22 protein-coding genes are annotated in these 21,772 nt (G+C 64.8%); 8 read left to right on the forward strand and 14 right to left on the reverse strand.

What is annotated here, in order from left to right:
- Positions 1–79: 79 nt before the first annotated feature.
- Complete coding sequence (locus DCG74_RS24520; protein ID WP_172783783.1) at positions 80–436, forward strand: hypothetical protein; 357 nt, start codon at positions 80–82, stop codon at positions 434–436.
- A 141-nt stretch (positions 437–577) separates the two neighbouring features.
- Here DCG74_RS24520 and DCG74_RS24525 read toward each other — a convergent pair whose 3' ends face one another.
- On the reverse strand, positions 578–982 hold the full coding sequence (locus tag DCG74_RS24525) for a cupin domain-containing protein (protein WP_172783782.1): 405 nt from the start codon (positions 980–982) through the stop codon (positions 578–580).
- Between the two features lie 23 nt (positions 983–1,005).
- Positions 1,006–1,704: a ribonuclease activity regulator RraA gene (locus DCG74_RS24530; protein WP_172783781.1), complete on the reverse strand. Its 699-nt coding sequence runs from the start codon at positions 1,702–1,704 to the stop codon at positions 1,006–1,008.
- 257 nt (positions 1,705–1,961) lie between these two features.
- Between DCG74_RS24530 and DCG74_RS24535 the strand changes: the two genes are divergently transcribed.
- From DCG74_RS24535 to DCG74_RS24545, 3 genes are read left to right on the forward strand one after another with little or no spacing between them, the layout of a single operon-like run.
- The gene (locus DCG74_RS24535) at positions 1,962–2,693 is read left to right on the forward strand and encodes an allophanate hydrolase subunit 1 (RefSeq protein ID WP_172783780.1); all 732 of its coding nucleotides are present in this window, start codon (positions 1,962–1,964) and stop codon (positions 2,691–2,693) included.
- On the forward strand, positions 2,690–3,727 hold the full coding sequence (locus tag DCG74_RS24540) for a biotin-dependent carboxyltransferase family protein (RefSeq protein ID WP_172783779.1): 1,038 nt from the start codon (positions 2,690–2,692) through the stop codon (positions 3,725–3,727). Before DCG74_RS24535 ends, DCG74_RS24540 begins: the two co-directional genes overlap by 4 nt.
- A gap of 32 nt (positions 3,728–3,759) precedes the next feature.
- On the forward strand, positions 3,760–4,530 hold the full coding sequence (locus DCG74_RS24545) for a LamB/YcsF family protein (RefSeq protein WP_172783778.1): 771 nt from the start codon (positions 3,760–3,762) through the stop codon (positions 4,528–4,530).
- Between the two features lie 119 nt (positions 4,531–4,649).
- Here the strand turns inward: DCG74_RS24545 and DCG74_RS24550 are convergent, their stop codons facing one another.
- The 6 genes from DCG74_RS24550 to DCG74_RS24575 all read right to left on the reverse strand — a co-directional run bounded on the left by DCG74_RS24550 (position 4,650) and on the right by DCG74_RS24575 (position 11,402).
- On the reverse strand, positions 4,650–4,802 hold the full coding sequence (locus DCG74_RS24550; RefSeq protein ID WP_036028094.1) for a hypothetical protein: 153 nt from the start codon (positions 4,800–4,802) through the stop codon (positions 4,650–4,652).
- A 336-nt stretch (positions 4,803–5,138) separates the two neighbouring features.
- Positions 5,139–6,743: a sulfite reductase subunit alpha gene (locus tag DCG74_RS24555; protein WP_172783777.1), complete on the reverse strand. Its 1,605-nt coding sequence runs from the start codon at positions 6,741–6,743 to the stop codon at positions 5,139–5,141.
- Positions 6,740–8,521 carry a NirA family protein gene (locus DCG74_RS24560; RefSeq protein ID WP_172783776.1) on the reverse strand — a complete coding sequence of 594 codons (1,782 nt, stop codon included), beginning with the start codon at positions 8,519–8,521 and terminating at the stop codon, positions 6,740–6,742. Before DCG74_RS24560 ends, DCG74_RS24555 begins: the two co-directional genes overlap by 4 nt.
- 334 nt (positions 8,522–8,855) lie before the next feature.
- Positions 8,856–10,019 carry a CmpA/NrtA family ABC transporter substrate-binding protein gene (locus DCG74_RS24565; protein ID WP_172783775.1) on the reverse strand — a complete coding sequence of 388 codons (1,164 nt, stop codon included), beginning with the start codon at positions 10,017–10,019 and terminating at the stop codon, positions 8,856–8,858.
- The gene (locus DCG74_RS24570) at positions 10,016–10,606 is read right to left on the reverse strand and encodes an ANTAR domain-containing response regulator (protein WP_036012463.1); all 591 of its coding nucleotides are present in this window, start codon (positions 10,604–10,606) and stop codon (positions 10,016–10,018) included. Before DCG74_RS24570 ends, DCG74_RS24565 begins: the two co-directional genes overlap by 4 nt.
- A 232-nt stretch (positions 10,607–10,838) precedes the next feature.
- Positions 10,839–11,402 (reverse strand): hypothetical protein, encoded by a 564-nt coding sequence (locus tag DCG74_RS24575; protein ID WP_172783830.1) that lies wholly within the window; start codon positions 11,400–11,402, stop codon positions 10,839–10,841.
- Between the two features lie 282 nt (positions 11,403–11,684).
- Between DCG74_RS24575 and rimO the strand changes: the two genes are divergently transcribed.
- Complete coding sequence (rimO, locus tag DCG74_RS24580; protein WP_172783774.1) at positions 11,685–13,004, forward strand: 30S ribosomal protein S12 methylthiotransferase RimO; 1,320 nt, start codon at positions 11,685–11,687, stop codon at positions 13,002–13,004.
- A 98-nt stretch (positions 13,005–13,102) separates the two neighbouring features.
- On the opposite strand, the gene DCG74_RS24585 is transcribed toward rimO, so the two are convergent.
- The 3 genes from DCG74_RS24585 to DCG74_RS24595 all read right to left on the reverse strand — a co-directional run bounded on the left by DCG74_RS24585 (position 13,103) and on the right by DCG74_RS24595 (position 14,978).
- Positions 13,103–13,495 carry a carboxymuconolactone decarboxylase family protein gene (locus tag DCG74_RS24585; protein ID WP_172783773.1) on the reverse strand — a complete coding sequence of 131 codons (393 nt, stop codon included), beginning with the start codon at positions 13,493–13,495 and terminating at the stop codon, positions 13,103–13,105.
- Entirely contained in the window at positions 13,431–13,859 is a 429-nt protein-coding gene (locus DCG74_RS24590; RefSeq protein ID WP_172783772.1) for a MerR family transcriptional regulator, read from the reverse strand. Before DCG74_RS24590 ends, DCG74_RS24585 begins: the two co-directional genes overlap by 65 nt.
- 171 nt (positions 13,860–14,030) lie before the next feature.
- On the reverse strand, positions 14,031–14,978 hold the full coding sequence (locus tag DCG74_RS24595) for a hypothetical protein (RefSeq protein ID WP_172783771.1): 948 nt from the start codon (positions 14,976–14,978) through the stop codon (positions 14,031–14,033).
- Between the two features lie 123 nt (positions 14,979–15,101).
- On the opposite strand from DCG74_RS24595, the gene DCG74_RS24600 reads away from it, so the two are divergent.
- Both DCG74_RS24600 and DCG74_RS24605 read left to right on the forward strand, forming a co-directional pair.
- On the forward strand, positions 15,102–16,259 hold the full coding sequence (locus DCG74_RS24600; RefSeq protein ID WP_246708711.1) for a tetratricopeptide repeat protein: 1,158 nt from the start codon (positions 15,102–15,104) through the stop codon (positions 16,257–16,259).
- 359 nt (positions 16,260–16,618) lie between these two features.
- Complete coding sequence (locus tag DCG74_RS24605) at positions 16,619–17,809, forward strand: acetylornithine transaminase (protein ID WP_172783769.1); 1,191 nt, start codon at positions 16,619–16,621, stop codon at positions 17,807–17,809.
- Positions 17,810–17,924: 115 nt separating this feature from the next.
- Here DCG74_RS24605 and DCG74_RS24610 read toward each other — a convergent pair whose 3' ends face one another.
- The 3 genes from DCG74_RS24610 to pcsA all read right to left on the reverse strand — a co-directional run bounded on the left by DCG74_RS24610 (position 17,925) and on the right by pcsA (position 20,485).
- Entirely contained in the window at positions 17,925–18,899 is a 975-nt protein-coding gene (locus tag DCG74_RS24610) for a quinone oxidoreductase (protein WP_172783768.1), read from the reverse strand.
- Positions 18,900–18,974: 75 nt separating this feature from the next.
- A complete protein-coding gene (locus DCG74_RS24615; protein ID WP_172783767.1) occupies positions 18,975–19,709 on the reverse strand; it encodes a TerC family protein in 735 nt (244 codons plus the stop codon).
- Positions 19,706–20,485, reverse strand: coding sequence for a phosphatidylcholine synthase (gene pcsA, locus DCG74_RS24620; RefSeq protein WP_172783766.1), 780 nt, complete (start codon positions 20,483–20,485; stop codon positions 19,706–19,708). Before pcsA ends, DCG74_RS24615 begins: the two co-directional genes overlap by 4 nt.
- Positions 20,486–20,572: 87 nt before the next feature.
- On the opposite strand from pcsA, the gene DCG74_RS24625 reads away from it, so the two are divergent.
- Positions 20,573–21,757 (forward strand): UbiH/UbiF family hydroxylase, encoded by a 1,185-nt coding sequence (locus DCG74_RS24625; protein ID WP_172783765.1) that lies wholly within the window; start codon positions 20,573–20,575, stop codon positions 21,755–21,757.
- The last annotated feature ends 15 nt before the right edge of the window (positions 21,758–21,772 follow it).

The following is a 21,772-nucleotide window of genomic DNA, read 5'->3' on the forward strand; positions in this document are numbered from 1 at the left end:
CTGCTCGCGTGACAGCCCTCACATCGCCGGTTCCTCGTCGATGTCACAATCCCCGCATCATCAATCGCAGGGGCGTGTCATGACGGGATTTCGCAAGGGCCTTTTCGCTACCATTGTCGCCATCGTCTTCCCGCTCACACAGGCAGGCGCTGCGACGAGCAGCTTCGACGGCGCATGGAATGTCCGCATTGTCTCATCGAGCCAGGCTTGCGGCAACGGCGCGACGGTCGCGATCGGGATCAACAACGGTCAGATCGCATCGAGCAGCGCCGCAGTGTCGGCGTCGGGCCGCGTCGCCGAGGCCGGCAACGTCAACGTCACCTTGAGCACCGGCATCAAGCGTGCCGTCGGCTTCGGCCGGCTCAGCGGCACGTCAGGCTCCGGCACTTGGCGCGGTGCGATGTGCACGGGCACCTGGACGGCAGAGCGCATGTAGGTGCCGTGTCCCGGACGCGGTGCAGCGTGTAACGCTGCGCCGCTGAGCCGGGACCCAGCATCTCAGTCGCTGGAAGACTCTGGGTCCCGGATCGGCGACGCATCGCCTTGCGCGATGCGTCTTGTCCGGGACATGAGAGCGTCAGCCGATAGCCGCGCCGTACTCCGCGTCCGTGACCGGCTCCAGCCAGGTCGAATAGACGCCGTCGAGCGCTTCCTGCATGGCGATGTGGCACATGCCGTTGGTCGGCGAGGCGCCGTGCCAATGCACTTCACCCGGCGGAATCCAGACGGTGTCGCCGGGACGGATTTCCTGGACCGGGCCGCCCTTGGTCTGAACGCGGCCGACGCCCGAGATCACGTAGAGCGTCTGGCCGAGCGGATGGTGGTGCCAGTTGGTGCGTGCGCCCGGCTCGAATGCGACGCGCGAGACGTTCAACCGCGCAGGCGCCGGGGCCATGTTGATGGGGTCCTGCCACACGGTGCCGGTGAAATGTTCCTTCGGCGCGCGGCGGGTCGGCCGCGTGCCGGCGAGCGTGATGTCCATGAGAGTCCTCGTTTCCTTATCCGTTACTTCTTGCTGGCGGCGTAGCGCGCCTTGGTTTCGGCGTTCATGGGATAGAGGCCGGGCAGCACCGCGCCGTTGTTCACCTCATTCACGATCCAGGCTTCCATCCGCTCCTGCTCGACGCCCTCATTGAGGACGTGTTCGAGCATCGCCTGCGGAATCAGCACGCAGCCGTCCTGGTCGGCGACCACGATGTCGTTCGGGAAAACGGCAACGCCGCCACAGCCGATCGGCTCGCCCCAGCCGACGAAGGTGAGGCCCGCAACCGATGGCGGCGCGGCATAGCCGTCGCACCACACCGGCAAATTGGTGCCGAGCACGCCCTCGACGTCGCGCACCACGCCGTCGGTGACGAGCGCGGTGACGCCGCGCTTGACCATGCGCGCGCAGAGAATGTCACCGAAGATGCCGGCGTCGGTGATGCCCATGGCATCGACGACGGCGATGCAGCCCTCCGGCATCGCCTCGATCGCGGTGCGGGTCGAGATCGGCGACGACCAGGATTCCGGCGTCGCCAGATCCTCGCGCGCCGGCACGAAGCGCAGCGTGAAGGCCGGTCCCACCAGCCGCGGCAAACCGGGGCGCAGCGGACGCGCGCCGCGCATCCACACATTGCGCAGGCCCTTCTTCAGCAGGACCGTGGTGATGGTGGCGGTGGTGATGCCGGCGAGGGTCTTGCGGGCTTGGGGGGACAGCGACATGGACGAGAACGAGCTCCGAGGTGCGGGAAAGAACGCGCGCATCTTGCGAGCCGCGAGCTTTGCGTCAAGGGCCAAGAGGCTGGCAATTACGCAGGGCCGCCGAGCTGTTATGCGACGCGATAACAAGGGTTTATCGCGCGCCCTTGGATTAATTTATTGGACTTGCGGGCACATTTACGCGAAGCAGGGACAAGCGGAACTCAAGGTCGAGCCCGCGTTCCTGAGAAGCCCGATTTCGACAGCGCACTGACAGCTCAATGGCCGCGACGCTTCCCCCGCCCCGCCTTCTGCCCAGTGGCGACAGTGCCGTCACGGTCGAGTTCAGCCGCACCATCGACGACGATGCCAACCAGCGCGTGCTGGCGCTCGACAAGGCCCTGCTAGCTGCGCCCATCGACGGCATCACCGAGACCGTGCCGACCTACCGCTCGCTGCTGGTCCACTACGATCCCGGCAAGATCGGCTTCGATGCGCTCGGCGAAAAGATCCTCCCCATCGCCACCCGGCCGCTGCCGCCGGTCACCAAAGCGCGCCGCTGGCGCGTGCCCGTCGCCTATGGCGGCGAGCACGGCATCGACCTCGAGGACGTCGCCAAGTCGCTGGGCACCACGCCGGATGACATCGTCATCAGGCATTCGGGCGGCGATTACAAGGTTGCCATGATCGGCTTCACGCCGGGCTGGTCCTATCTCAGCGGCCTCGACAAATTCCTGCACATGTCGCGGCGGCAGTCGCCGCGGCTGCTGACGCCGGCCGGCACGATCTCGATCGGCGGCATCCAGGCCGGCATCCAGTGCCTCGCCGCCCCGAGCGGCTGGCACCTGCTCGGCCGCACCCCGGTCCGAACCTATCAGCTCCACCGCGATCCGACCTTCCTCACCGAGCCCGGTGACCGCGTCACGTTCTACGCCATCGACCACAAGACGTTCGAGGACATGGACCGCGCCGCGGAAGCCGGCGAGATCGTCGCCGAGCAGGTGGACGCATGAGCCGGCTCGTCGTTGCCAGCATCGGCCCTGCCAGCTCGGTCCAGGACGGCGGTCGCCACGGCGCGCAGCGCTATGGCTTGACGGTGAGCGGGGCGATGGACCGGCTGTCGCTTGCGGCGGCGAACACACTGGTCGGCAACGAGCCGTTCGCGGCCGCCATCGAGATCGGCCCGTTCGGCGCCTCCTTCACCGCCCGCGACGGCGCCGTGCGCTTGGCGATATCGGGCGCGCAGCGCAATGCGGACGTCGCCGGCAGCCCGGTCGCGATGGACACCTCGGTGACACTGAAGGACGGCCAGACGCTGACGCTCGGCTTCGCCCGCGGCGGCGCCTTCACCTATCTCGCGATCGAAGGCGCCATCAGAGGCGAGAAGGTGTTTGGCAGTCTCGCGGTGAACGCCCGCGCCGGCCTCGGCAGCCCCTACCCGCGCCCACTCCAGGCCGGTGACGAGTTCACTGTCGATGCCGCGAGCGGTGCACCGGAGCTGCGCATCGAGCTGCCGAAGCTGGCGGCAGGTCCGATCCGCGTGCTGCTGGGTCCTCAGGACGACGAGTTCGACGACGCCAGCAAGGCGCTGTTCTTGGATAGCGAGTGGAAGATCTCGGCGACGTCAGACCGCATGGGCTACCGGCTCGAGGGCCCCGCGATCAAGCATCTGCACGGCCACAACATCGTCTCCGACGGCACGGTGAACGGCAGCATCCAGGTGCCCGGCAACGGCGCGCCGATCGCGCTGATGATGGATCGCGGCACCTCCGGCGGCTATCCGAAGATCGCCACCGTGATCACGGCCGATATCGGCCGCCTCGCCCAGACCTCGGCAGGAACCGCGTTCCGCTTCAAGGCGGTCAGCATGGCCGAAGCGCAGGACGAGGCGCGCAAGTTCGCGCAAGCGATCCGCAGCCTGCCCGATCGCCTGCGCTCCTCCGACACCGTCACGCTCAACATCGAGGCGCTCAGCGATGCTAACGTGGCCGGCTATGCGGTCAGCGCGGTCGATGCCGGGACCTGGCAGGTCACGGCGGAGCCGTAAGCGACAACAAGAGCAGAGGCGGAGAGCAACCCATGAAAACAGTCGATCTGAATTGCGACCTCGGCGAAGGTTTTGGTGCGTGGGAGATGGGCAACGACGCCGCCATGATCGAGCTCGCAAGCTCGGTCAACGTCGCCTGCGGCTTCCATGCCGGCGACCCCGACATCATGCGCCGGACGGTGGAGCTTGCGAAGGCGCGCGGCGTCTCGGTCGGCGCGCATCCCGGCTATCGCGACCTGCACGGCTTCGGCCGGCATCCGATCGCAGGGCTCAAGGCCTCCGAGATCGAGAACCTCGTCGCCTACCAGATCGGCGCGTTGCAGGCGATCGCGACCGCGGCCGGCCACAAGGTCACCCATGTGAAGGCGCATGGCGCGCTCTCCAATGTCGCCTGCGAGGACGACATGACGGCGAAGGCGATCGCCGCCGGCATCAAGGCGGTGGATCCCAGCCTGATCTTCGTCGTGCTCGCCAATTCGAAGCTGGTGAAGGCCGGCGAAGAGGCCAACCTGCCGATGGTGCACGAGGTGTTCGCCGATCGCGCCTATGAGGACGACGGCAACCTCGTCTCGCGCAAGAAGCCGGGCGCGGTGCTGCACGACGCCAAGGCGATCGCGGACCGCGTGGTGCGCATGGTGCAGGACGGCGCGGTGGTGTCGGTGTCCGGCAAGGTCATCAAGATGCGCACGGATACGGTCTGCATCCACGGCGATACGCCCGGCGCGGTCGAGATCGCGCGCGGGGTGCGTCAGGCGTTGAAGGCTGCGGGGATCGAGGTGGCGCCGTTCAAGCGCGGGGCGTGAGGCACGAAAGGTGCCGTAGGTACTGTAGGGTGGGCAAAGCGAAGCGTGCCCACCACCTATCACGATAGGAAGAGATGGTGGGCACGGCGCTACGCGCCTTTGCCCACCCTACGAGACCTTCAAAACGGATGCACCGAGAGCGTCCCGAAGACAATCGCTGCGATCACCGCAAACGCGCTGTACATCGCAACGTGGTGCATGCTCGCCCCGGTCCGGCGCGAGAGCGAGCGCGCGTAGAAGTGCAGCCTGGCTTCCGCCGATAGTTCGCGCATGGTCGATCTCCAACGCCCCATTTGCGGGAGTATGAAGGATCAACCAGGGCGGGAGGCAAGATGGTGGCGGAAATAGCGATGCGCCTTCTCTGATAGCGCCACATCGCAGATGCAAATTCTCTTCACCGCCGGGTTCCGAGAACCTTATTCGTTCAAATCCGAGCCAGTTGGAACCGGCTCGGATGACGCCGGGATGACAGCTCTCGTAGGGTGGGCAAAGCGAAGCGTGCCCACCACTTAATAACGGTGGGCACGGCGCGCGAAGGGCGCGCCTTTGCCCACCCTACAGAACCGAGCAAATCGAAACGAATTTCCTCGTCCCGGTCTAGCTGAAGCTCAGTACACGTCAGCCTGGAAGCGGCCGGTCTTCTTGAGCTCGGCGACGAAGCTGACGGCCTCATCGGTCGAACGTGCCCCGAACTGGGCGACGATGTCGACCAGCGCGCGCTCGACGTCCTTGGCCATGCGCTTGGCATCGCCGCAGATATAGAGATGTGCGCCTTCGGCGAGCCAGGTCCACAATTCGCGGCCGACCTCGCGCATGCGGTCCTGCACGTAGAACTTCTTCTCGCCGTCGCGCGACCAGGCCAGCGACAGCCGCGTCAGCAGACCCGAGGTCTTCATCGCGTTGAGCTCGTCCTGGTAGAAGAAGTCGCAATCGCTGCGCTGGTGGCCGAAGAACAGCCAGTTCTTGCCGGGCGCGCCGGTCGCCTTGCGGTCGAACAGGAAGGCGCGGAACGGCGCGATGCCGGTGCCGGGACCGACCATGATGATCGGCGTCTTCGGATCCTGCGGCAGGCCGAAATTGTGCGCCTTCTGCACATAGACCTTGAGCTTCTCGCCCTCGTTGATCCGCTCGCCGAGGAAGGTCGAGGCGACGCCGAGCCGCTTGCGCTTGCCGATGACGTAGCGCACCGAGTCCACCGTGAGTGACAGCTTTCCCGGCGTCGCATTGTGCGAGGACGAGATCGAGTAGAGCCGCGGCTGCAGCGGCTCCAGCGCCTCGACGAAGGCCTCGGGATGCGGCCGCGTGCCGGAAAACTTCTGCAGCGCCGCCATCACGTCGAGGGTCGCGGAATCGCCATCGGGATCCTCGCCTTGCGCCAGCGCCCGCGCCTTCTCGCGGGCCGCGCCGCCGGTGATGAAGGAGATCAGCTCGAACAGCGTGTCGGGCGCCGGCGACAGCGAGACGTCGTCGATCAGCACCTCGCGCAGCGTCTTGCCATTGACTTTGGTCGTGTGGGAGGCACCGAGCAGCGCGATGACCTGGTCGACGAGGCCGACGTCGTTGCGCGGGAAGACGCCGAAGCTGTCACCAACGACATAGTCGAGCTTGCTCTCGGAGAGATCGAACTCGATGTGATAGGTCTCCTTCTCCGACTTGCCCTTGTTGAGAAGACGGCGCGACAGGAAGGTCGCCTGGATCGGATTGTCGCGCGAGCGGCCGGGCTCTGCGATCGTCACGGTCACGGCCGGCGCCGGAGCATCGGGCTTGTCGGCGGTTTTGGCGGCAGGCGCCTTGTCGAGCTCCTCGTACAGCGACTTCAGCATCCGCGCGGTTTCCTTGCCGCCGGGGACGCAGAGATTGAGCCGCGCTTCGCTGCGGCTCGCGATCGCCTCGGAATAATCGTGGCAATTGTAGCCGCACTGGCCGCAATCCTGCTGTGCCATCGCCGCCATCATCTTGCGGCGCAGGGGACGGCCTTCGGCAAGCTTCATCCGCTCGGCGATCGGCATGGTCTGGTCGTGCCACGGCGCTTCGCCGTCGTCGCCGTCGCCGGCCGGCATGACCGCGGCGCCCTGCTCTGCTGACAGGGGCGTCGCGACATCAGGCGAGAGCAGTCCGGCAAAGAAGCCGTTGAGCCAGGAGCGCTGCGCGTCGGAGAACGGCGCGCTGGCGGGAATGATGTCGAGTTTCGGCGGAGGCGTGATCTGGTTCATGCGGACACCTGTGCATCGGCAAGCTTGCGCAGCGTTTCGCCGTCGTGGCGGCGCGCGAAGGCGAGGAAGGTTTCATCGGGCGAGGCGCGATGGGCGAGATAGGCCTTGAGCAGCGCCTCGACCGTCTTCGGCGCGTCCTCGGCCTTGAGGTCGTGATAGACCTCCTGCCCGACATCTGCGTCAGGGCCGAACCCGCCGCCGGTGAAGAGGTGATAGCCCTCGACCGTGTCCTCCTCGTTCACGGGCACGCGTGCGCCGATCAGGCCGATGTCGCTGATGTAATGCTGCGCGCAGGAATGATGGCAGCCGGTCAAATGGATGTTGACCGGCTTGTCCATGGCGACGCGCGGCTCGCACCAATCACCGATCTCGGCGGCATTCCGCTTGGTGTTGGACGCCGCGAAACGGCAGCCGGCATTGCCGGTGCAGGCGATCAGCCCGGCGCGGATGTGCGAGGCTTCGACCGCGAGCCCGATCTGCTTGATGGCGGCAATGGCGAGCTCGACATTCTCGTCGCGCACGCCCGAGATTAACAGGTTCTGCCAGACCGTGAGCCGGATCTCGCCGTCACCGAGGTCACGCGCGACCTTGGCGAGGCCCCGCATCTGATCGGAGCTGAGTTTGCCGAGCGTCAGCGATACGCCGATCCAGTTGAGGCCGTCCTGCTTCTGCTTGTGCACGCCGATATGGGCCATGCGGTCCGCGGCGGGGCGCGGCGCGAAAGCCTCTTCCGGCACGCGCATAAACGGCGTCTTCAACCGCTCCTCGACCAGTTTGAGGAAGCCGTCATGGCCCATCGCGTCGAGCACGTATTTCAGCCGTGCCTTGTTGCGGTTGGTGCGGTCGCCATGCTCGATGAACACGCGCACGATGGCGTCGGCAATTGCGGTCGCCTGCTCCGGCCTGACGATGATGCCGGAATATTTCGCAAAATCCTTGTGGCCGGTGATGCCGCCGAGGCCGAGCCGAAACCAGACGCCCGGCTCGACGCCGAAGCCGTCCTTCACCTCATAGGCCGTGAAGGCGATATCGTTGGTCTCTTCCAGCACCGCAATCCTGCCGGCGCCGTCGAAGGCGACGTTGAACTTGCGCGGCAGGCCGTAGAGCGAGCGATCGTTGAGGATGTGGTAGTGCCACTCGCGGGCATAGGACCGCGTGTCGATGATCTCCTGCGGATCGATGCCGGCGGTCGGCGTTCCCGTCACGTTGCGGATGTTGTCGGCGCCGGAGCCGCGCGAGCACAGGCCGAGCTCCTGGATGCCCTCGATCATTCTGATCGCGTGCTTCGGCGGAATCTCGCGCAGCTGGAGATTGGCGCGCGTCGTGACGTGGCTGTAGGGGCCGCAGAGCTCGTCGGCGAGATCGGCAAGGCCCGACAGCTGCCAATGCTTCATGATGCCGTTCGGGATGCGCAGGCGGCACATGTAGGAGTCCTGCGTCGGGGCAACGTAGAAGATGCCGTAATAGCGCCAGCGGAAATTGTCCGCCGGGCTCGGCGGGGTGTTGTCGAGGGCCTGCTGGCGCAGCCGCGGATAGGCATCGAAGGGATGCTCGTCGCGCTTGAACTTCTCCTGGTCGGCGAGCTTCTTGCCCGACGCGATGACCTTGTCCTGCGCCTTGAGGTGCGCGGCATCGGGACCAACAGGCTCGGCATTCGCCTTGCTGCTGCTGCCACCAAGGCCGCGGCCGACGCGGCTGATCTGCAGGCCGGTCGTGAAGCCTTCGAGATAGCGTTTCTGCTCGTCGGTAAAGTCGACTGAGAGCGTATCGATTTTCATGGTCGGTAACGAAGCTCCTGCGGCCACCTTCGGTGGCTTCGACGGATTGCGCGACCCGCGAGGAACATCAGGCTGGCTCAGGAGCCGGCTTCGTCACCCACGGTCCGATCAGCTTCGTTGCTGCGGGACTTGGCTCAGCAGGCACCTATGACAAGCTGGCCGCAGTGCAACATTCAAGTTGCGTGCCAGCTTGGCGGAAATCGAAAATCATGAATTTTCAGATGGTTATAACGAGGGACGGCAGATGCCGGCGCGGGAACTCACCCGAAATTCGAGCACTCAGCTCAAACATTAGCCAACCAACCCACATGCTCAAAACCGAAGCAATTTCGAATCAGGCTTTCCAGCGTCCGACCCCGAAGGCCTCGAGATGTCCGCGGATATCGGCCGGGTCGAAAGTCGGCCCGGCGAAGGCGCCGAACGCTGCGGGAGCCTCGGCCGGCGCCTTGTTGCCGAGCGCCGCGTCGTAGAGATCGGGCCTGAACACCGCCATCGCCGTCTTGACGCCGTCGGGGGTGAGCGCCGTCTGGCCCCAGCGCACCATCTGCGCATAGAGCCAGGCGGCCTGGACCGGATCGGGCCGCCCTGCCCCTTCGCGTCCGACCAGCAGGTAGCGGCTGCTTTCGCGGAAGGTGCCATCGGGCGAGATCTTCAGGCGCCCGGTGAGAGTGCGCTGGATGACCTCGGCGTCGACGCCGATCCGTTCCGGCTGCGCCAGGATTTGCGCCGCCTCGGTCCGGTTCTCGGGATGCTCGATGAACTCGGCGGCCTTCACGGCGGCCCGCACCAACGCTGCGACCACATCCGGGTTCTTGTCGGCCCAGGTCTGGCGGACCGCCAGCACCTTCTCCGCTGCCCGGACCAGGATGTCGGAGACGAAGTGCAGGATGTGGCCGATGCCGAGATCGACCGCGACCGAGTTCCAGGGCGCGCCGACGCAGAACGCATCGACATGGCCGTTCTTGAGACTGTCGACCATATAGGGCGGCGGCAGCACCACGAGGCGCACATCCTCGTCGGGATCGACGCCCGCCGCAGCCATCCAGAACCGCAATTGATAATTGTGGGTGGAGAACGGGAAGGTCATGCCGAAGGTCAGCGGCTCCGCACCGGCCTTGCGGCGCTTGGCAACGACCTTCGCCAGCGCTTTCGCCGTCGCCATCGGGTCGAAGCGATCGCCGTCGATCTCCTCCATCAGCGCGGCATGGAGCGCAGGCGACACCGTGATGGCGTTGCCGTTGACGCCGAGATTGAAGGGTGCGGCGATCGGCACCTTGACGTGACCGAGCCCGAGCGAGGACGCGATCGCGACCGGCGCCAGCAGATGCGCCGCATCGAACAGGCCGATATTGAGCTTGTCGCGGACGTTCGACCAGGAGACCTCGCGCACCAGCTCGACATCAAGCCCTTCAGTGGCGGCAAAGCCCTTGTCGACGGCGACGATCAGCGCGGCAGCATCGACCAGCGGAATGAACCCGATGCGGAGGGTAGCAGTCATTTCAGCATCTCCGACGCGGTGATGATCGACTGCGCGATCTCGCCGATTTTCTTCTTCTCGCGCATCGCGGTGGAACGCAGCAGCACATAGGCCTCGTCCTCGGTCAGGCCCTTCACCTTCATCAGGATGCCCTTGGCGCGTTCAATGATCTTGCGGTCCTCGAGTTGCGATTTGGTGCGCTCCAGCTCCTCCTGGAGCTTGGCGAAGGCGTTGAAGCGGGACACGCAGAGGTCGAGGATCGGCTTGATGCGCTCCTTCTTCAGCCCGTCGACGATATAGGCCGACACCCCCGCCTCGACCGAGGCCTGGATCGAGGCTGAATCGCTCTGGTCGACGAACATCGCGACCGGCCGCTTCACCGCGCGGCTGACCTGGAACATCGCCTCCAGCACGTCGCGGCTGGGGTTTTCGAGATCGATCACGATGATGTCGGGGTCCGCCGCATAAATACGGGCCAAGAGGCTCTGCATCTCGCTGATATGGACGACCTGGGTGAATCCGGCTTCGCGCAACCCCTCCTCCAGGATCGCAGCCCGGATCGGGCTTTCGTCGACGATCACGATTTTGGGCGACTGTTCGGCGCTCATGGCTCACTCACGGCAGGTGATTCATCCATAGCACGCCCGCGAACCATGCAAAGGGTTGTAATTATGGGCAATTGGAACTAGCACAGGCCGGTCAATCAGGCAGATCAGATAGGATCAGACGGCTGCGCCCAAGGTCAGCTTCGTGTCACTCGGGTGCGCGTGAGGCAACGAATGCAAACTTTCGAGGCCGCCGACTCCCGCCCGACGGCAGCTGCCATCTCCGCTTACGCTCTCACGGAATCTTCGCGCCAGCGATCATCTTTTCGATAAGTGGCACGGCGGCCAGCACCGCCGTCTCGTTGCGGCCGGAGACCGCTAGCCGCACGACGTAGGAATTGCCGTCATGGTCGAGATCGGCGTAATGCGCGATCACTTCAACCGGCTGGTCCTTCAGGGACGGATTGTCGTAGCGGTTGATGATGACCTTGGGGTTGACCGAGGGAAGCGTGGCGATCTTGGCATTCTTGCCGGATGTCGTCGCCCAATCCTTATCGCTCGTTGCGACCCATTGAACCAATTCGGTCTGCTCCTTGTTGTAGCGGCCTTCGGCATAGATGATCACTTCGGCCTTGCCGAAAGTCTTCCCGTTGGGCACGAACATCGAGGCGCCGTACTTGAGGCTCGCGGCCTCGTCCCTCCTCCACCCATCGGGGACCTTCACGCGTGGCCTGAATTCCGGGCACAATCGTTCTTGCCGATCGCAGACATGGATGATCTTGTCGACTTCAGCTCGCGCCGGGAACATCGCACAATAGGAAACGGTAACGAATGCCATGCCGAGGATGAAACGACGCATCGCGGTTAAGCTCCGTGAAATCAAGCAAGAAACAGAATAACAACCAAAACGGGCGCGTTCGAGCAATTCACCTCGGATCTACCACTCGCTCGATCCGAATGAGCTTCCAGCCTAGGAACCCTTGGTCAGTCCATACCTTCCCTGGTGACTGGCCGATCACGCCAAATACGCGCGAGGACCTGCTTTAGCAGCGGGCCGCATACGTTAGTTATTGAATTTCGCCATCGGTTCAATTACTTGGATCGCAAATCCAGACAATTCAGATAGGCTCCAGGCGATTACATGGACAGAGCGCCGCGCATTTCATTCACGTCACTCGGCTGCCCCAAGGCCTTGGTGGATTCCGAGCGCATCATTACGCGCCTGCGCGCGGAGGGCTACGAGCTCGCCCGCAAGCATGACGGGGCGGACATCGTCATCGTCAACACCTGCGGCTTCCTCGACAGCGCCAAGCACGAATCCCTCTCGGCGATCGGCGAGGCCATGGCCGAGAACGGCAAGGTGATCGTAACGGGTTGCATGGGCGCGGAACCGGAAGCTATCGAGCAGGCCTATCCGGGCGTGCTCTCCATCACCGGCCCGCAGCAGTACGAGAGTGTGCTAGACGCCGTGCACCGCGCACTGCCGCCGGCGCACAATCCCCATCTCGACCTGGTGCCGCCGCAGGGCATCAAGCTAACGCCGCGCCACTACGCCTATCTGAAGATCTCCGAGGGCTGCAACAACCGCTGCACCTTCTGCATCATTCCGAAGCTGCGCGGCGACCTGGTCTCGCGCCCCGCCGACGACGTGCTGCGCGAGGCCGAGCGGCTGGTCGGCGCCGGCGTCAAGGAGCTGCTGGTGATCTCGCAGGACACCTCGGCCTACGGCGTCGATCTGAAATACGCCGAGAGCCCATGGAAGGACCGCCAGGTCCGCGCCAAATTTCTCGACCTCGCGCGCGAGCTCGGCGAGTTGGGAGCCTGGGTCCGGCTGCAATATGTTTATCCCTACCCGCATGTCGACGAGGTCATCGCGCTGATGAACGAGGGCAAGGTGCTGCCCTATCTCGACATCCCGTTCCAGCATGCGAGCCCCGAGGTGCTGAAGGCGATGAAGCGTCCGGCCGCGCAGGACAAGACGCTGGCGCGGATCAAGCGCTGGCGCGAGCAATGTCCCGATCTCGCCTTGCGCTCGACCTTCATCGTCGGCTTCCCCGGCGAGACCGATGCCGACTTCACCTATCTGCTCGACTGGCTCGATGAGGCCGAGATCGACCGCGTTGGCTGCTTCAAATACGAGCCGGTCGCCGGCGCCACCTCGAACGCGATCGAGAATCCCGTCCCCGAAGAGGTCAAGCAGGAGCGCTACAACGCGCTGATGGCCCGGCAGCAGAAAATCTCGGCGCGCCGGCTGAAGCGCAAGGTCGGCACGCGCCAGCAGATCATCATCGACGAGGTTGGTCCGACCGTTGCGAAGGGCCGCTCCAAGGCCGATGCGCCCGAGATCGACGGTGCCGTCTATCTCTCCAGCCGCCGCCCGCTCCGTGTCGGCGAGATCGTCACCGCGAAAATCGAGCGGGCGGATCAGTACGACTTGCACGGCAGCGTCGCGGGGTTCTGACTCTTCCGTCATTGCGAGCGCAGCGAAGCAATCCAGAATCCCTCCGCGGAGACAGTCTGGATTGCTTCGCTACGCTCGCAATGACGATAGGGATGCAGTCAGGCCTCACGCGCGGAAAACACCTCCTTGGCTGCGAACAGCCCGTTCACAGCCGCCGGGAAGCCCGCATAGACGGCCATCTGCATGATGATCTCCACGATCTCGTCGCGAGACAGCCCGACGTTCAGGCCCGCCTCGATGTGCACTTTGAGCTGAGGCGCGGCATTTCCGAGCGCCGTCAGCGCAGCGATCGTTGCGATCTCCCGATCGCGCAGTCCAAGGTCCGGGCGGCTGTAAATGTCGCCGAAGGGAAACTCGATCACGTATCGTGCGAAATCCGGAGCGATGTCGGCGAGTGAGGCGACCACCTTTTCGCCGGCTCTGCCGTCAATGCGCGACAGGGCCCGCTGGCCGCGATCGAAGCGGCTTTCGGCTTCTTGGGCGTGCGTCATTTTGCTTCGTCCTCTGTTCATCGCTGGCATAGCCGGCGATCTTGGTATCAAGGACGAGCAGGCATTCCCTGAGTTCGGCAAGCTGCGTGCGAACCCGTTCCCGGTGGATTTCCAGCATCTGCCGTCGGGCTGCCCCGGTGGCTTCGCCTTCATCACGAAGCGCTGCATAGCGCAACATGTCCCGGATCGGCATTCCCGTGGTCTTGAGCCGACCGATGAATGTGATCCATGTGAGGATCGACGCGTCAAAGTCACGCTGGCCGGAACGATCCCGGTCTGCGTATGGCAGCAGCCCGATGCGCTCGTAATAGCGCAACGTGTGAGCCGACAGGCCGGTTCGCTTTGCGAGATCGCCGATCTTCATGTGTGCCCGTTCTCGTACTGACGCACGTACAGATACCCCTTCGAGCGCACTCTAAGTCAAGGGGGATCGCAATCGAGATCGAAAGGTGCCATTCCTGCGAGGTCGGCATGGCACGACAGGAGAAGATTTCGGGGCGCCGGCTGGGCAGCAATAACACTCGGATCCCGAGCTTCAGGATTCCGTCAGCCATTTCGGCACCCAGCGCTCCGGGCGCGGAGCGCGGGCGAGATCGGCCTGAGCCTCGGACAATTTCGCAGGTTCGCCGGCGACTATCGGGCGCGCATCGTATTCGAAGCTCGGCATGACGCGACCATCGGCGTAGAGTCCGAACCTCATCGCATACCATAACCCGAGCTCAGGCTGAGCCTTCCACATCTGTTCGCGCAGCTCGCGCAGCAGAGATTCGATCGATGTGGCTTCCTCGAACGGCTGCGCCCCCTGCTTGAGGATTCGCGCCTGGTATTGCTTGCCGACGATCGCGACCTCGAAACGCGTATTATCCCAGGCATTCTTGCCCTTGGGCAGATGGGCAGCCAGCCGCCAGCCGAGTTCGGCCATCATGCGATGGTTAGCCCAATAGTCCTCGCGGTCCCGGCTCCATTTTTCCATGAAGCCGCGGAAGTCGGGCAGCTCCGATGCATCCTCGTCCGGCGCAGCCGCCTCGCCCGTCGGCCGTTCGGCGAGCCATTGCGCCAGCTCGACGGTCTGGCACTCGACCTCGTCGTGCGGCTTGAGATCGCGCCAGGCCTTGTCGAAAGCTTGCGACGTCAGCTTGGCAAGCAGCCCGTCGAGGCTTGGCGCCAGCAATTCGTAATCGCCCTCGGATCCCAGTCCGACGATCGGCGGGTTGTCACGGTCAAGGCCGGCGCCGTACCAGCCGCCGACGGCCGAGCCGTCCGGCAGCCGCATGAACAGCGAAAACCTTTCGCGCAAGGGACTGCCGTCGACGATCGGCGCGGAATCCGAGAATTGGCCCTGCAGCGAGAAGCAGCCGACGCTGCCCCAGGGACGCCCCTTGAGCCAGGCCGCAAAGTCGACCAGCAGCGGCGGCGCCTCGATGCCAGGCGGAAACGCGCCGCGGATGCTGTCGAGGTCGATCGGATAGGGCGTATCGGACAAGGCTTTGAGCTATCTGGTTGGTCCCGCCTTCTTGGTCTGGGCCGTGGTGCATTCGGTTCGAACCAAGTCGCGTCCTTCGATCACAAACACGCTAGAGGCGCAATGGTTTCGACGCAGGAAACAATGAAACACGATGAAACGTCGGGGATTTTCCTCAAGCTGTCCGCAATCGTCCTGACGATGGCCCTGCTCGCGCTGCCGGCCCCCGCCAACGCGCGATCGCCATCGCCCGCGCAGGCCCGCCAGTGGTGCTTCGCCGACGATGGCGGAGGCAGCGACGAGCGGCGCTTCGCCGGCTGCTCGGCCCTGCTCAAGGCCAATCCAGACGATGTGCATGCGCTCGCCAATCGCGGCGAAATGTTTCGGCGACGGGGCGAGGCCGAGCGCGCCGTGGCCGACTTCAGCCGCGCCATCGACCTCGATGCCAGGGATCCCGACCTCCTGTACAATCGCGGCATCGCCTATGACGATCTCGGCGACGCCGACCGCGCCATTGCCGACTATACGCGCGCCATTCGGCTGAACGCCCGCGACCCGCTCTATTTCAACAACCGCGGCAACTCCCACATTCACAAGAAGGCCTACGAGCTCGCGATGGCCGACTACGATCAGGCTATCAAGCTCGATCCGAAATTCGCGCTCGCCTATTTCAATCGCGGCACCGCCTTCAGCAACCACGGCGACGATGCGAGAGCACTTGCGGACTTCGATCTGTCGATCAGGTTCGACCCGAACTACGGGCCAGCCTACGGCAACCGCGCCCGCATCTATCGCGACCGCGGCGACCGCCCCCGAGCGCTGGCCGATTTCGCCAGAACGATCGATCTCAGTCCGAACAACGACCGCGACTTCTATGCGCGCGCGAACATGTATTTCGATACGCACGATTATGCGCTGGCGCTCGACGATTACGACCGCTCCATCAGAGCGAATGCGAACCGGGCGGACGTGTTCAATTCGCGCTGCTTCACCCGCGCGATCGTCGGCCGCCTGCAAGAGGCGCTGGCCGATTGCGAACAGTCGCTGAAGATGGCTCCCAACGATGCCGAGACGCTGGACAGCCGCGCCCTCGCCCATCTCAAGCTCGGCGACATCGACGCGGCGATTGCCGACTACGATGCCGCGCTGAGCATCAAGCCGGGGCTCGACGGCTCGCTCTACGGCCGCGGGCTGGCGAAGCGCAAGAAGGGTGACCGTGACGGCGCCGAGCGCGACATCGCGGCCGCCAAGGCACTCAACGCCGGCATCGCCGATGTGTTCTCGCATTACGGCGTCGAGTAAGCGTCACGCAGGAATGTGACACTATAATGCATTCACGCAGGGGTCACCGCGATTGCAACGAGGCCGAGGAAGCCGCGCACCCGACCTGAGCGATGCACGCTCGGCGTGCATTCTGCAAAAAGCCTGCTTGACAAGTCCTGCCGTTAGGCTGTACGGACGCGCCCCATGATCAACGCCCGGACCAGCCAGCGCACCGAAATGCTCCGCCGTCGCTCCCGCGACGACGAGAGGGTGCGCCATGTCCGAGGACGCCGCTGAACCACTGAATTCAGCCAGTTTTCGAGAAAGGCCGCACCCGCAAGGTGCGGCCTTTCTGCTTTTTGCGCCCCTTTTTCCACCCGCCTCCAGAGGAGTACGACATGACCACGCATCCGTATGACGCGCTGATGGACATCACCGCACGGCCCAAGGCCGTGTTCGTCCGCGGCGCCGGCTCCTACCTCTGGGACGACGGCCGCAAGCGCTATCTCGATTTCGTGCAGGGCTGGGCCGTGAACTGCCTCGGCCACTCCCCGCCCGCGATCGCCGATGCGCTCGCCGCTCAAGCCAGGCGGCTGCTGACGCCGAGCCCGGCCTTCTACAACGAGCCGAGCCTCAAGCTTGCGCAGGCGCTGGTCGAGAAAAGTGCCTTCGATCAAGTGTTCTTCGCCAATTCCGGCGCGGAAGCCAATGAGGGTGCGATCAAGCTCGCGCGCAAATATGGCAGCCTGCACAAAGGCGGCGCGTTCGAGATCATCAGCTTCGAAGGCGGCTTCCACGGAAGAACGTTGGCGACGATGTCGGCCTCGGGCAAGAAGGCGTTCGAGCCGCTATTCGAGCCGAAGGTCGCCGGCTTCAAGAAGGCCAAGCTGAACGACATCGCCTCGGTGGAAAAGCTGATCAACGCCAACACCGTCGCCGTGATGCTCGAGCCGATCCAGGGGGAATCCGGCGTATGGCCTGCGTCCGATCGGTTCCTGCAGCAGCTGCGCGCGCTGACCGAGGCGCATGGCCTCTTGCTCATCTTCGACGAGATCCAGACCGGCATGGGCCGGACCGGAAAGCTCTTCCACTACGAGCATACAGGCATCGCGCCCGACATCATGACGCTCGGCAAGGGCATCGGCGGCGGCGTGCCGCTCGCCGCCCTGCTCGCGACCGAACGCGCGTCATGCTTCGAGCATGGCGATCAGGGCGGCACGTTCAACGGCAATCCCATCATGTGCGCGGCAGGGCTTGCGGTGCTCGAGGAGGTCAATAAGCCCGACTTCCTGAAGGCGGTCACCGAGACCGGCCTCCTGCTCGAAAGCGAGCTGCAGAAGGTCTCGGCCCGGCATGGGCTCGGCGGCGTCCGGGGACGCGGCCTGTTGCTCGCGCTCGATCTCAAGCTGCCGATCGCACCGGGCATCGTCGCGCAGGCGTTCGAGGCCGGCGTGCTGCTCAACGCCCCGCAAGTCGACAGCTTGCGCTTCATGCCGGCGCTGAACGTCACGAAGAGCGAGATCGCCGAGATGATCGAATGTCTCGACGCGATCTTGACCAAGGCCGGCGCGGCAAGACGGGTGGCGTAGGTGCCGCAGGGTGGGCAAAGCGAAGCGTGCCCACCATTTCTCACCGCAAAGAAAAATGGTGGGCACGGCGCTCCGCGCCTTTGCCCACCCTACGAAACCGTCGATTCCGAAAGAGCTACGGCTTCAAGATCGACGCGCCCGTGGTCTTGCGGCTTTCGAGATCGACATGCGCCTTGGCGGCGTCCTTGAGCGCGTAGGCGTGGTTGATCGGCACGTGCAGCTTGCCGTTGATGACCGCGGCGAACAGCGTGTCGGCACCTTCGAGCAGTTCCTTGCGCGTGCCGACATAATCGTTGAGCTTCGGCCGCGTCGCGAACAGCGAGCCGTGATTGTTGAGCTCGGCGATCGCGAACGGCGGCACGGGGCCCGAGGCATTGCCGAACGAGACGAACATGCCGCGCGGCTTCAGGCAGGAGAGCGAGCCCGGGAACGTCGCCTTGCCGACGCCGTCATAGACGACGTCGCAGCCCTCGTTGCGGCTGATCTGCTTCACGCGCGCGACGAAATCCTCCTCGTTGTAGAGGATGACGTGATCGCAGCCATTGGCCTCCGCAAGCTCGGCCTTCTCGCGCGAGCCGACCGTGCCGATGACATGCGCGCCGAGCGCCCTCGCCCATTGGCAGGCGAGCAGGCCGATGCCGCCGGCGGCGGCATGGACCAGCACGCGATGATGCGGCTCGACCTTGAAGGTCTTGTGCAGCAGGTACCAGACCGTCAGCCCCTTCAACATCAGCACGGCGCCCTGCTCGTAGGTGATGTGATCGGGCAGCTTGACTAGCTTCTCCCAGGGCAGGTTGCGCTCGCCGGTATAGGCCCCGAGATTGTGGTAGTAGGCAACGCGGTCGCCGGGATGAAAATGCGTAACGCCAGGCCCGACCGCGACAACCTCGCCCGAAGCCTCGTTGCCGGCGATGAAGGGCAATCCCGGCGCCTTGTAGAGGCCGGTGCGGTAATAGACGTCGATGAAGTTGAGGCCCACCGCATGCTGGCGGATGCGCACCTCGCCCGGCCCGGGCGCCGGCACATCGACGCTCTCATAGACCAGGGCTTCGGGGCCTCCGACCTTGTGCACACGGATGGCTTTGGTCATCACCTGACCTCCTCTTCTTGCGGCTGAGCGAAAGCCATCGCGCCCGCGTTGTCAACTCGACGCCCGCAGGACCGGCTAGGCCGACGGCTTGCTCGCCTTCTTGCGGTTGCGCTTGGCCAGCACGTTGAAGAACTCCACTGCCGCCGAGAACGCAATTGCGAAATAGATGTAGCCGCGCGGAATGTGGAAGTGGAATCCGTCCGCGACCAGCGCGACGCCGATCAGCACCAGGAAGGCCAGTGCCAGCATCTTGGTGGTCGGATGCTCCGCGACGAATCGCGACACCGGCCCCGACGAAATGTACATGATCAGGCAGGCGATCACGACTGCCGCGACCATGATCTCGATGTCCTGGGCCATGCCGATCGCGGTGATGATCGAGTCCAGCGAGAACACGATGTCGATGATCACGATCTGGACGATCACCCAGAAGAAGGCGTTGCCCGCGGACCTCTCCTCGCCCTCGCCCTCATCGGCTTCGACCTCGCCGTGAATCTCGTGCGTCGCCTTGGCGATCAGGAACAGTCCACCGCCGATCAGGATCAGGTCGCGCCAGGAGAAGTCGAACCCCGCAAACGAAAACACCGGTGCGGTCAGGCCGATCAGCCAGACCAGCACGCTGAGCAGGATGATGCGGAAGACCAGCGCCAGCGCCAGCCCGATCTGGCGGGCGCGATGCGCCTGCTGCTTGGGGATGCGTGCGACGATCACCGAGATGAAGATGACGTTGTCGATCCCGAGCACGATCTCGAGCGCCGTCAAGGTGAGCAGCGCGGCCCAGGCTTCCGGGCTGGTCAACAGGTGCATCACACCAAGGATCTCGCCAGGGATCTTGCCAGGCGGATCAAGGCGTCGCTGAAGCTGATCCAGAGCGCGATGGCGCAGAGCACGAGGGTCACCCCGGCGCCGACGCGAAAATCCATCTGCAGCGTGTAGAAGGCGAGCACCGCCCAGATCGCGATCAGCGACATCGTCAGCCAGCGCAGCCGGACGACGCGGACCGGATGCAGCACATGGAACGGCACGAACGTCAGCACGACCAGCGCGGCGACCAGCAGCGTCGCCCACAGCGGCGGCCAATGCAGCAGGAACAGATAGAACGCGGCCGCATTCCACAGCGCCGGGAAGCCGCGGAAATGATTGTCGTCGGCCTTCATGCGCTGGTCGGCGAAATACAACGCGCTGGTGACGATGATGGCAATGCCCAGCAAGGGAGCCGCGACCGGCAGCAGCATGCCGCTGGCGACGATCGCATAGGCTGGCACGAACACATAGGTGACGAAGTCGACCACGAGATCGAGCACGTCACCCGACCAGTTGGGCTGCACGTTCTTGACGTCGAGCCGGCGCGCGATCGGCCCGTCGACCGCATCGATGATCAGCGCGACGCCCAGCCATTGAAACATCGCCGCCCAGTGCTCGCGCACGGCCTCCAGCATCGCCAGGAGCGCGATCGCCGCGCCGAAGGCGGTGAAGATGTGCACGGAGAAGGCCGCGGCGCGGATCGCCGGTCTCGGCTTCAGGGAATCCTGCTGAATATCCATGGCTTCTGCTATCAGAATGCGACCGGTTTGCACATCCGCCATTGCGGCGCACGATCGCACAATTCGCCATAAAATCAGGGAAATATAGGTGGGCTTGAATTTGCCGCCCGGCGTGTCAAATGTCGCTCCATGACAGATGCATCGACACTCCATGACGCGGCCGTGGTCGGCGGCGGACCGGCCGGACTTGCCGCGGCGATCGCCCTGGCGCAGGCGGGTGCCCGGACCGCACTGGTGGCGCGCCGCGTTCCCTATGCCGACAATCGCACCACCGCATTGCTCGGTGCCTCCATCGATCTATTGGAAAGCCTCGACGTCTGGTCGCGCTGCCGGGACAAGGCTGCTGCGCTGGAAGTCATGCGCCTCGTCGACGACACCGGCCGACTGTTCCGCGCGCCGGAGGTGCGCTTCTCCTGTCACGAAATCGGCCTCGACGCGTTCGGCTACAACATCGACAACCGCGCGCTGATGCTGGCGCTGGAAGCGCGCGCGGCCGAGCTGCCCAATCTGGTCCGCTTCGACGACGAGGCCGAAAGCGTGGTCATCGAAGCCGACGACGTCGCATTGCGCACGGCGTCCGGACAGTTTCTCTCGGCTCGCCTCGTGGTCGGCGCCGACGGCCGGCACTCGCTGTGCCGCGAGGCCGCCGGCATCGAGGTGACGCGGCGCGAGCTGAGCCAGACCGCGCTGACCTTCAACGTCGGTCATAGCAGGCCCCACCGCAACGTCTCGACCGAGTTCCACACACCGCACGGGCCTTGCGTGTTCGTGCCTCTGCCCGGCGACCGTTCGAGCATCGTCTGGGTCTCGGCGCCAGCAGAGGCCGAACGGCTGCGCGGCCTGAGCGACGAGGAGCTGTCGGCGGCGATCGAGAAGCAGTCGCATTCGATCCTGGGATGCATGAATGTCGAGCCCGGGCGCAACCTGTTCCCGCTCGCGATCGAGCGTCCGAAATCCTTCGGCCGCGACCGTATCGGGCTGGTCGGCGAAGCCGCCCATGTGGTGCCGCCGATCGGCGCGCAGGGCCTCAATCTCGGCCTGCGCGATTCCGCGGACATCGCCCGGCTCGCGGGCGATGCCATCGCCGCGGGACGGGATCCCGGCGCGGACGACGTGCTCAAGCGCTATGATCGCGCCCGCCGGCCGGACATCTTGAGCCGCACCTTTGCGATCGACATCGCCAACCGCTCCTTGCTCAACGACTTCCTGCCGCTCCAGCCCGTCCGCGCAGTCGGCATGCACCTCCTCGGTGCCATCGGCCCGCTCCGGCGCTTTGCGATGCGCGAAGGCCTGACGCCGACCTGGCGGCGGTAGGATTGGCGGCGGCCA

Origin of the sequence: Bradyrhizobium sp. WBAH42, assembly GCF_024585265.1 — a bacterium.
Taxonomy (GTDB): Bacteria; Pseudomonadota; Alphaproteobacteria; order Rhizobiales; family Xanthobacteraceae; genus Bradyrhizobium.

What these genes read in the sequence shown, in the direction of transcription:
- DCG74_RS24545 (WP_172783778.1), top strand. Translation starts at nt 3,760, where the DNA reads ATGAAAACAGTCGATCTGAATTGCGACCTCGGCGAAGGTTTTGGTGCG.
- DCG74_RS24530 (WP_172783781.1), bottom strand. Translation starts at nt 1,704, where the DNA reads ATGTCGCTGTCCCCCCAAGCCCGCAAGACCCTCGCCGGCATCACCACC.
- DCG74_RS24555 (WP_172783777.1), bottom strand. Translation starts at nt 6,743, where the DNA reads ATGAACCAGATCACGCCTCCGCCGAAACTCGACATCATTCCCGCCAGC.
- DCG74_RS24565 (WP_172783775.1), bottom strand. Translation starts at nt 10,019, where the DNA reads ATGACTGCTACCCTCCGCATCGGGTTCATTCCGCTGGTCGATGCTGCC.
- DCG74_RS24520 (WP_172783783.1), top strand. Translation starts at nt 80, where the DNA reads ATGACGGGATTTCGCAAGGGCCTTTTCGCTACCATTGTCGCCATCGTC.
- DCG74_RS24570 (WP_036012463.1), bottom strand. Translation starts at nt 10,606, where the DNA reads ATGAGCGCCGAACAGTCGCCCAAAATCGTGATCGTCGACGAAAGCCCG.
- DCG74_RS24585 (WP_172783773.1), bottom strand. Translation starts at nt 13,495, where the DNA reads ATGACGCACGCCCAAGAAGCCGAAAGCCGCTTCGATCGCGGCCAGCGG.
- rimO (WP_172783774.1), top strand. Translation starts at nt 11,685, where the DNA reads ATGGACAGAGCGCCGCGCATTTCATTCACGTCACTCGGCTGCCCCAAG.
- DCG74_RS24600 (WP_246708711.1), top strand. Translation starts at nt 15,102, where the DNA reads ATGAAACACGATGAAACGTCGGGGATTTTCCTCAAGCTGTCCGCAATC.
- DCG74_RS24550 (WP_036028094.1), bottom strand. Translation starts at nt 4,802, where the DNA reads ATGCGCGAACTATCGGCGGAAGCCAGGCTGCACTTCTACGCGCGCTCG.
- DCG74_RS24560 (WP_172783776.1), bottom strand. Translation starts at nt 8,521, where the DNA reads ATGAAAATCGATACGCTCTCAGTCGACTTTACCGACGAGCAGAAACGC.
- DCG74_RS24575 (WP_172783830.1), bottom strand. Translation starts at nt 11,402, where the DNA reads ATGCGTCGTTTCATCCTCGGCATGGCATTCGTTACCGTTTCCTATTGT.
- DCG74_RS24625 (WP_172783765.1), top strand. Translation starts at nt 20,573, where the DNA reads ATGACAGATGCATCGACACTCCATGACGCGGCCGTGGTCGGCGGCGGA.
- DCG74_RS24535 (WP_172783780.1), top strand. Translation starts at nt 1,962, where the DNA reads ATGGCCGCGACGCTTCCCCCGCCCCGCCTTCTGCCCAGTGGCGACAGT.
- DCG74_RS24540 (WP_172783779.1), top strand. Translation starts at nt 2,690, where the DNA reads ATGAGCCGGCTCGTCGTTGCCAGCATCGGCCCTGCCAGCTCGGTCCAG.
- DCG74_RS24610 (WP_172783768.1), bottom strand. Translation starts at nt 18,899, where the DNA reads ATGACCAAAGCCATCCGTGTGCACAAGGTCGGAGGCCCCGAAGCCCTG.
- DCG74_RS24605 (WP_172783769.1), top strand. Translation starts at nt 16,619, where the DNA reads ATGACCACGCATCCGTATGACGCGCTGATGGACATCACCGCACGGCCC.
- DCG74_RS24590 (WP_172783772.1), bottom strand. Translation starts at nt 13,859, where the DNA reads ATGAAGATCGGCGATCTCGCAAAGCGAACCGGCCTGTCGGCTCACACG.
- DCG74_RS24525 (WP_172783782.1), bottom strand. Translation starts at nt 982, where the DNA reads ATGGACATCACGCTCGCCGGCACGCGGCCGACCCGCCGCGCGCCGAAG.
- pcsA (WP_172783766.1), bottom strand. Translation starts at nt 20,485, where the DNA reads ATGGCGGATGTGCAAACCGGTCGCATTCTGATAGCAGAAGCCATGGAT.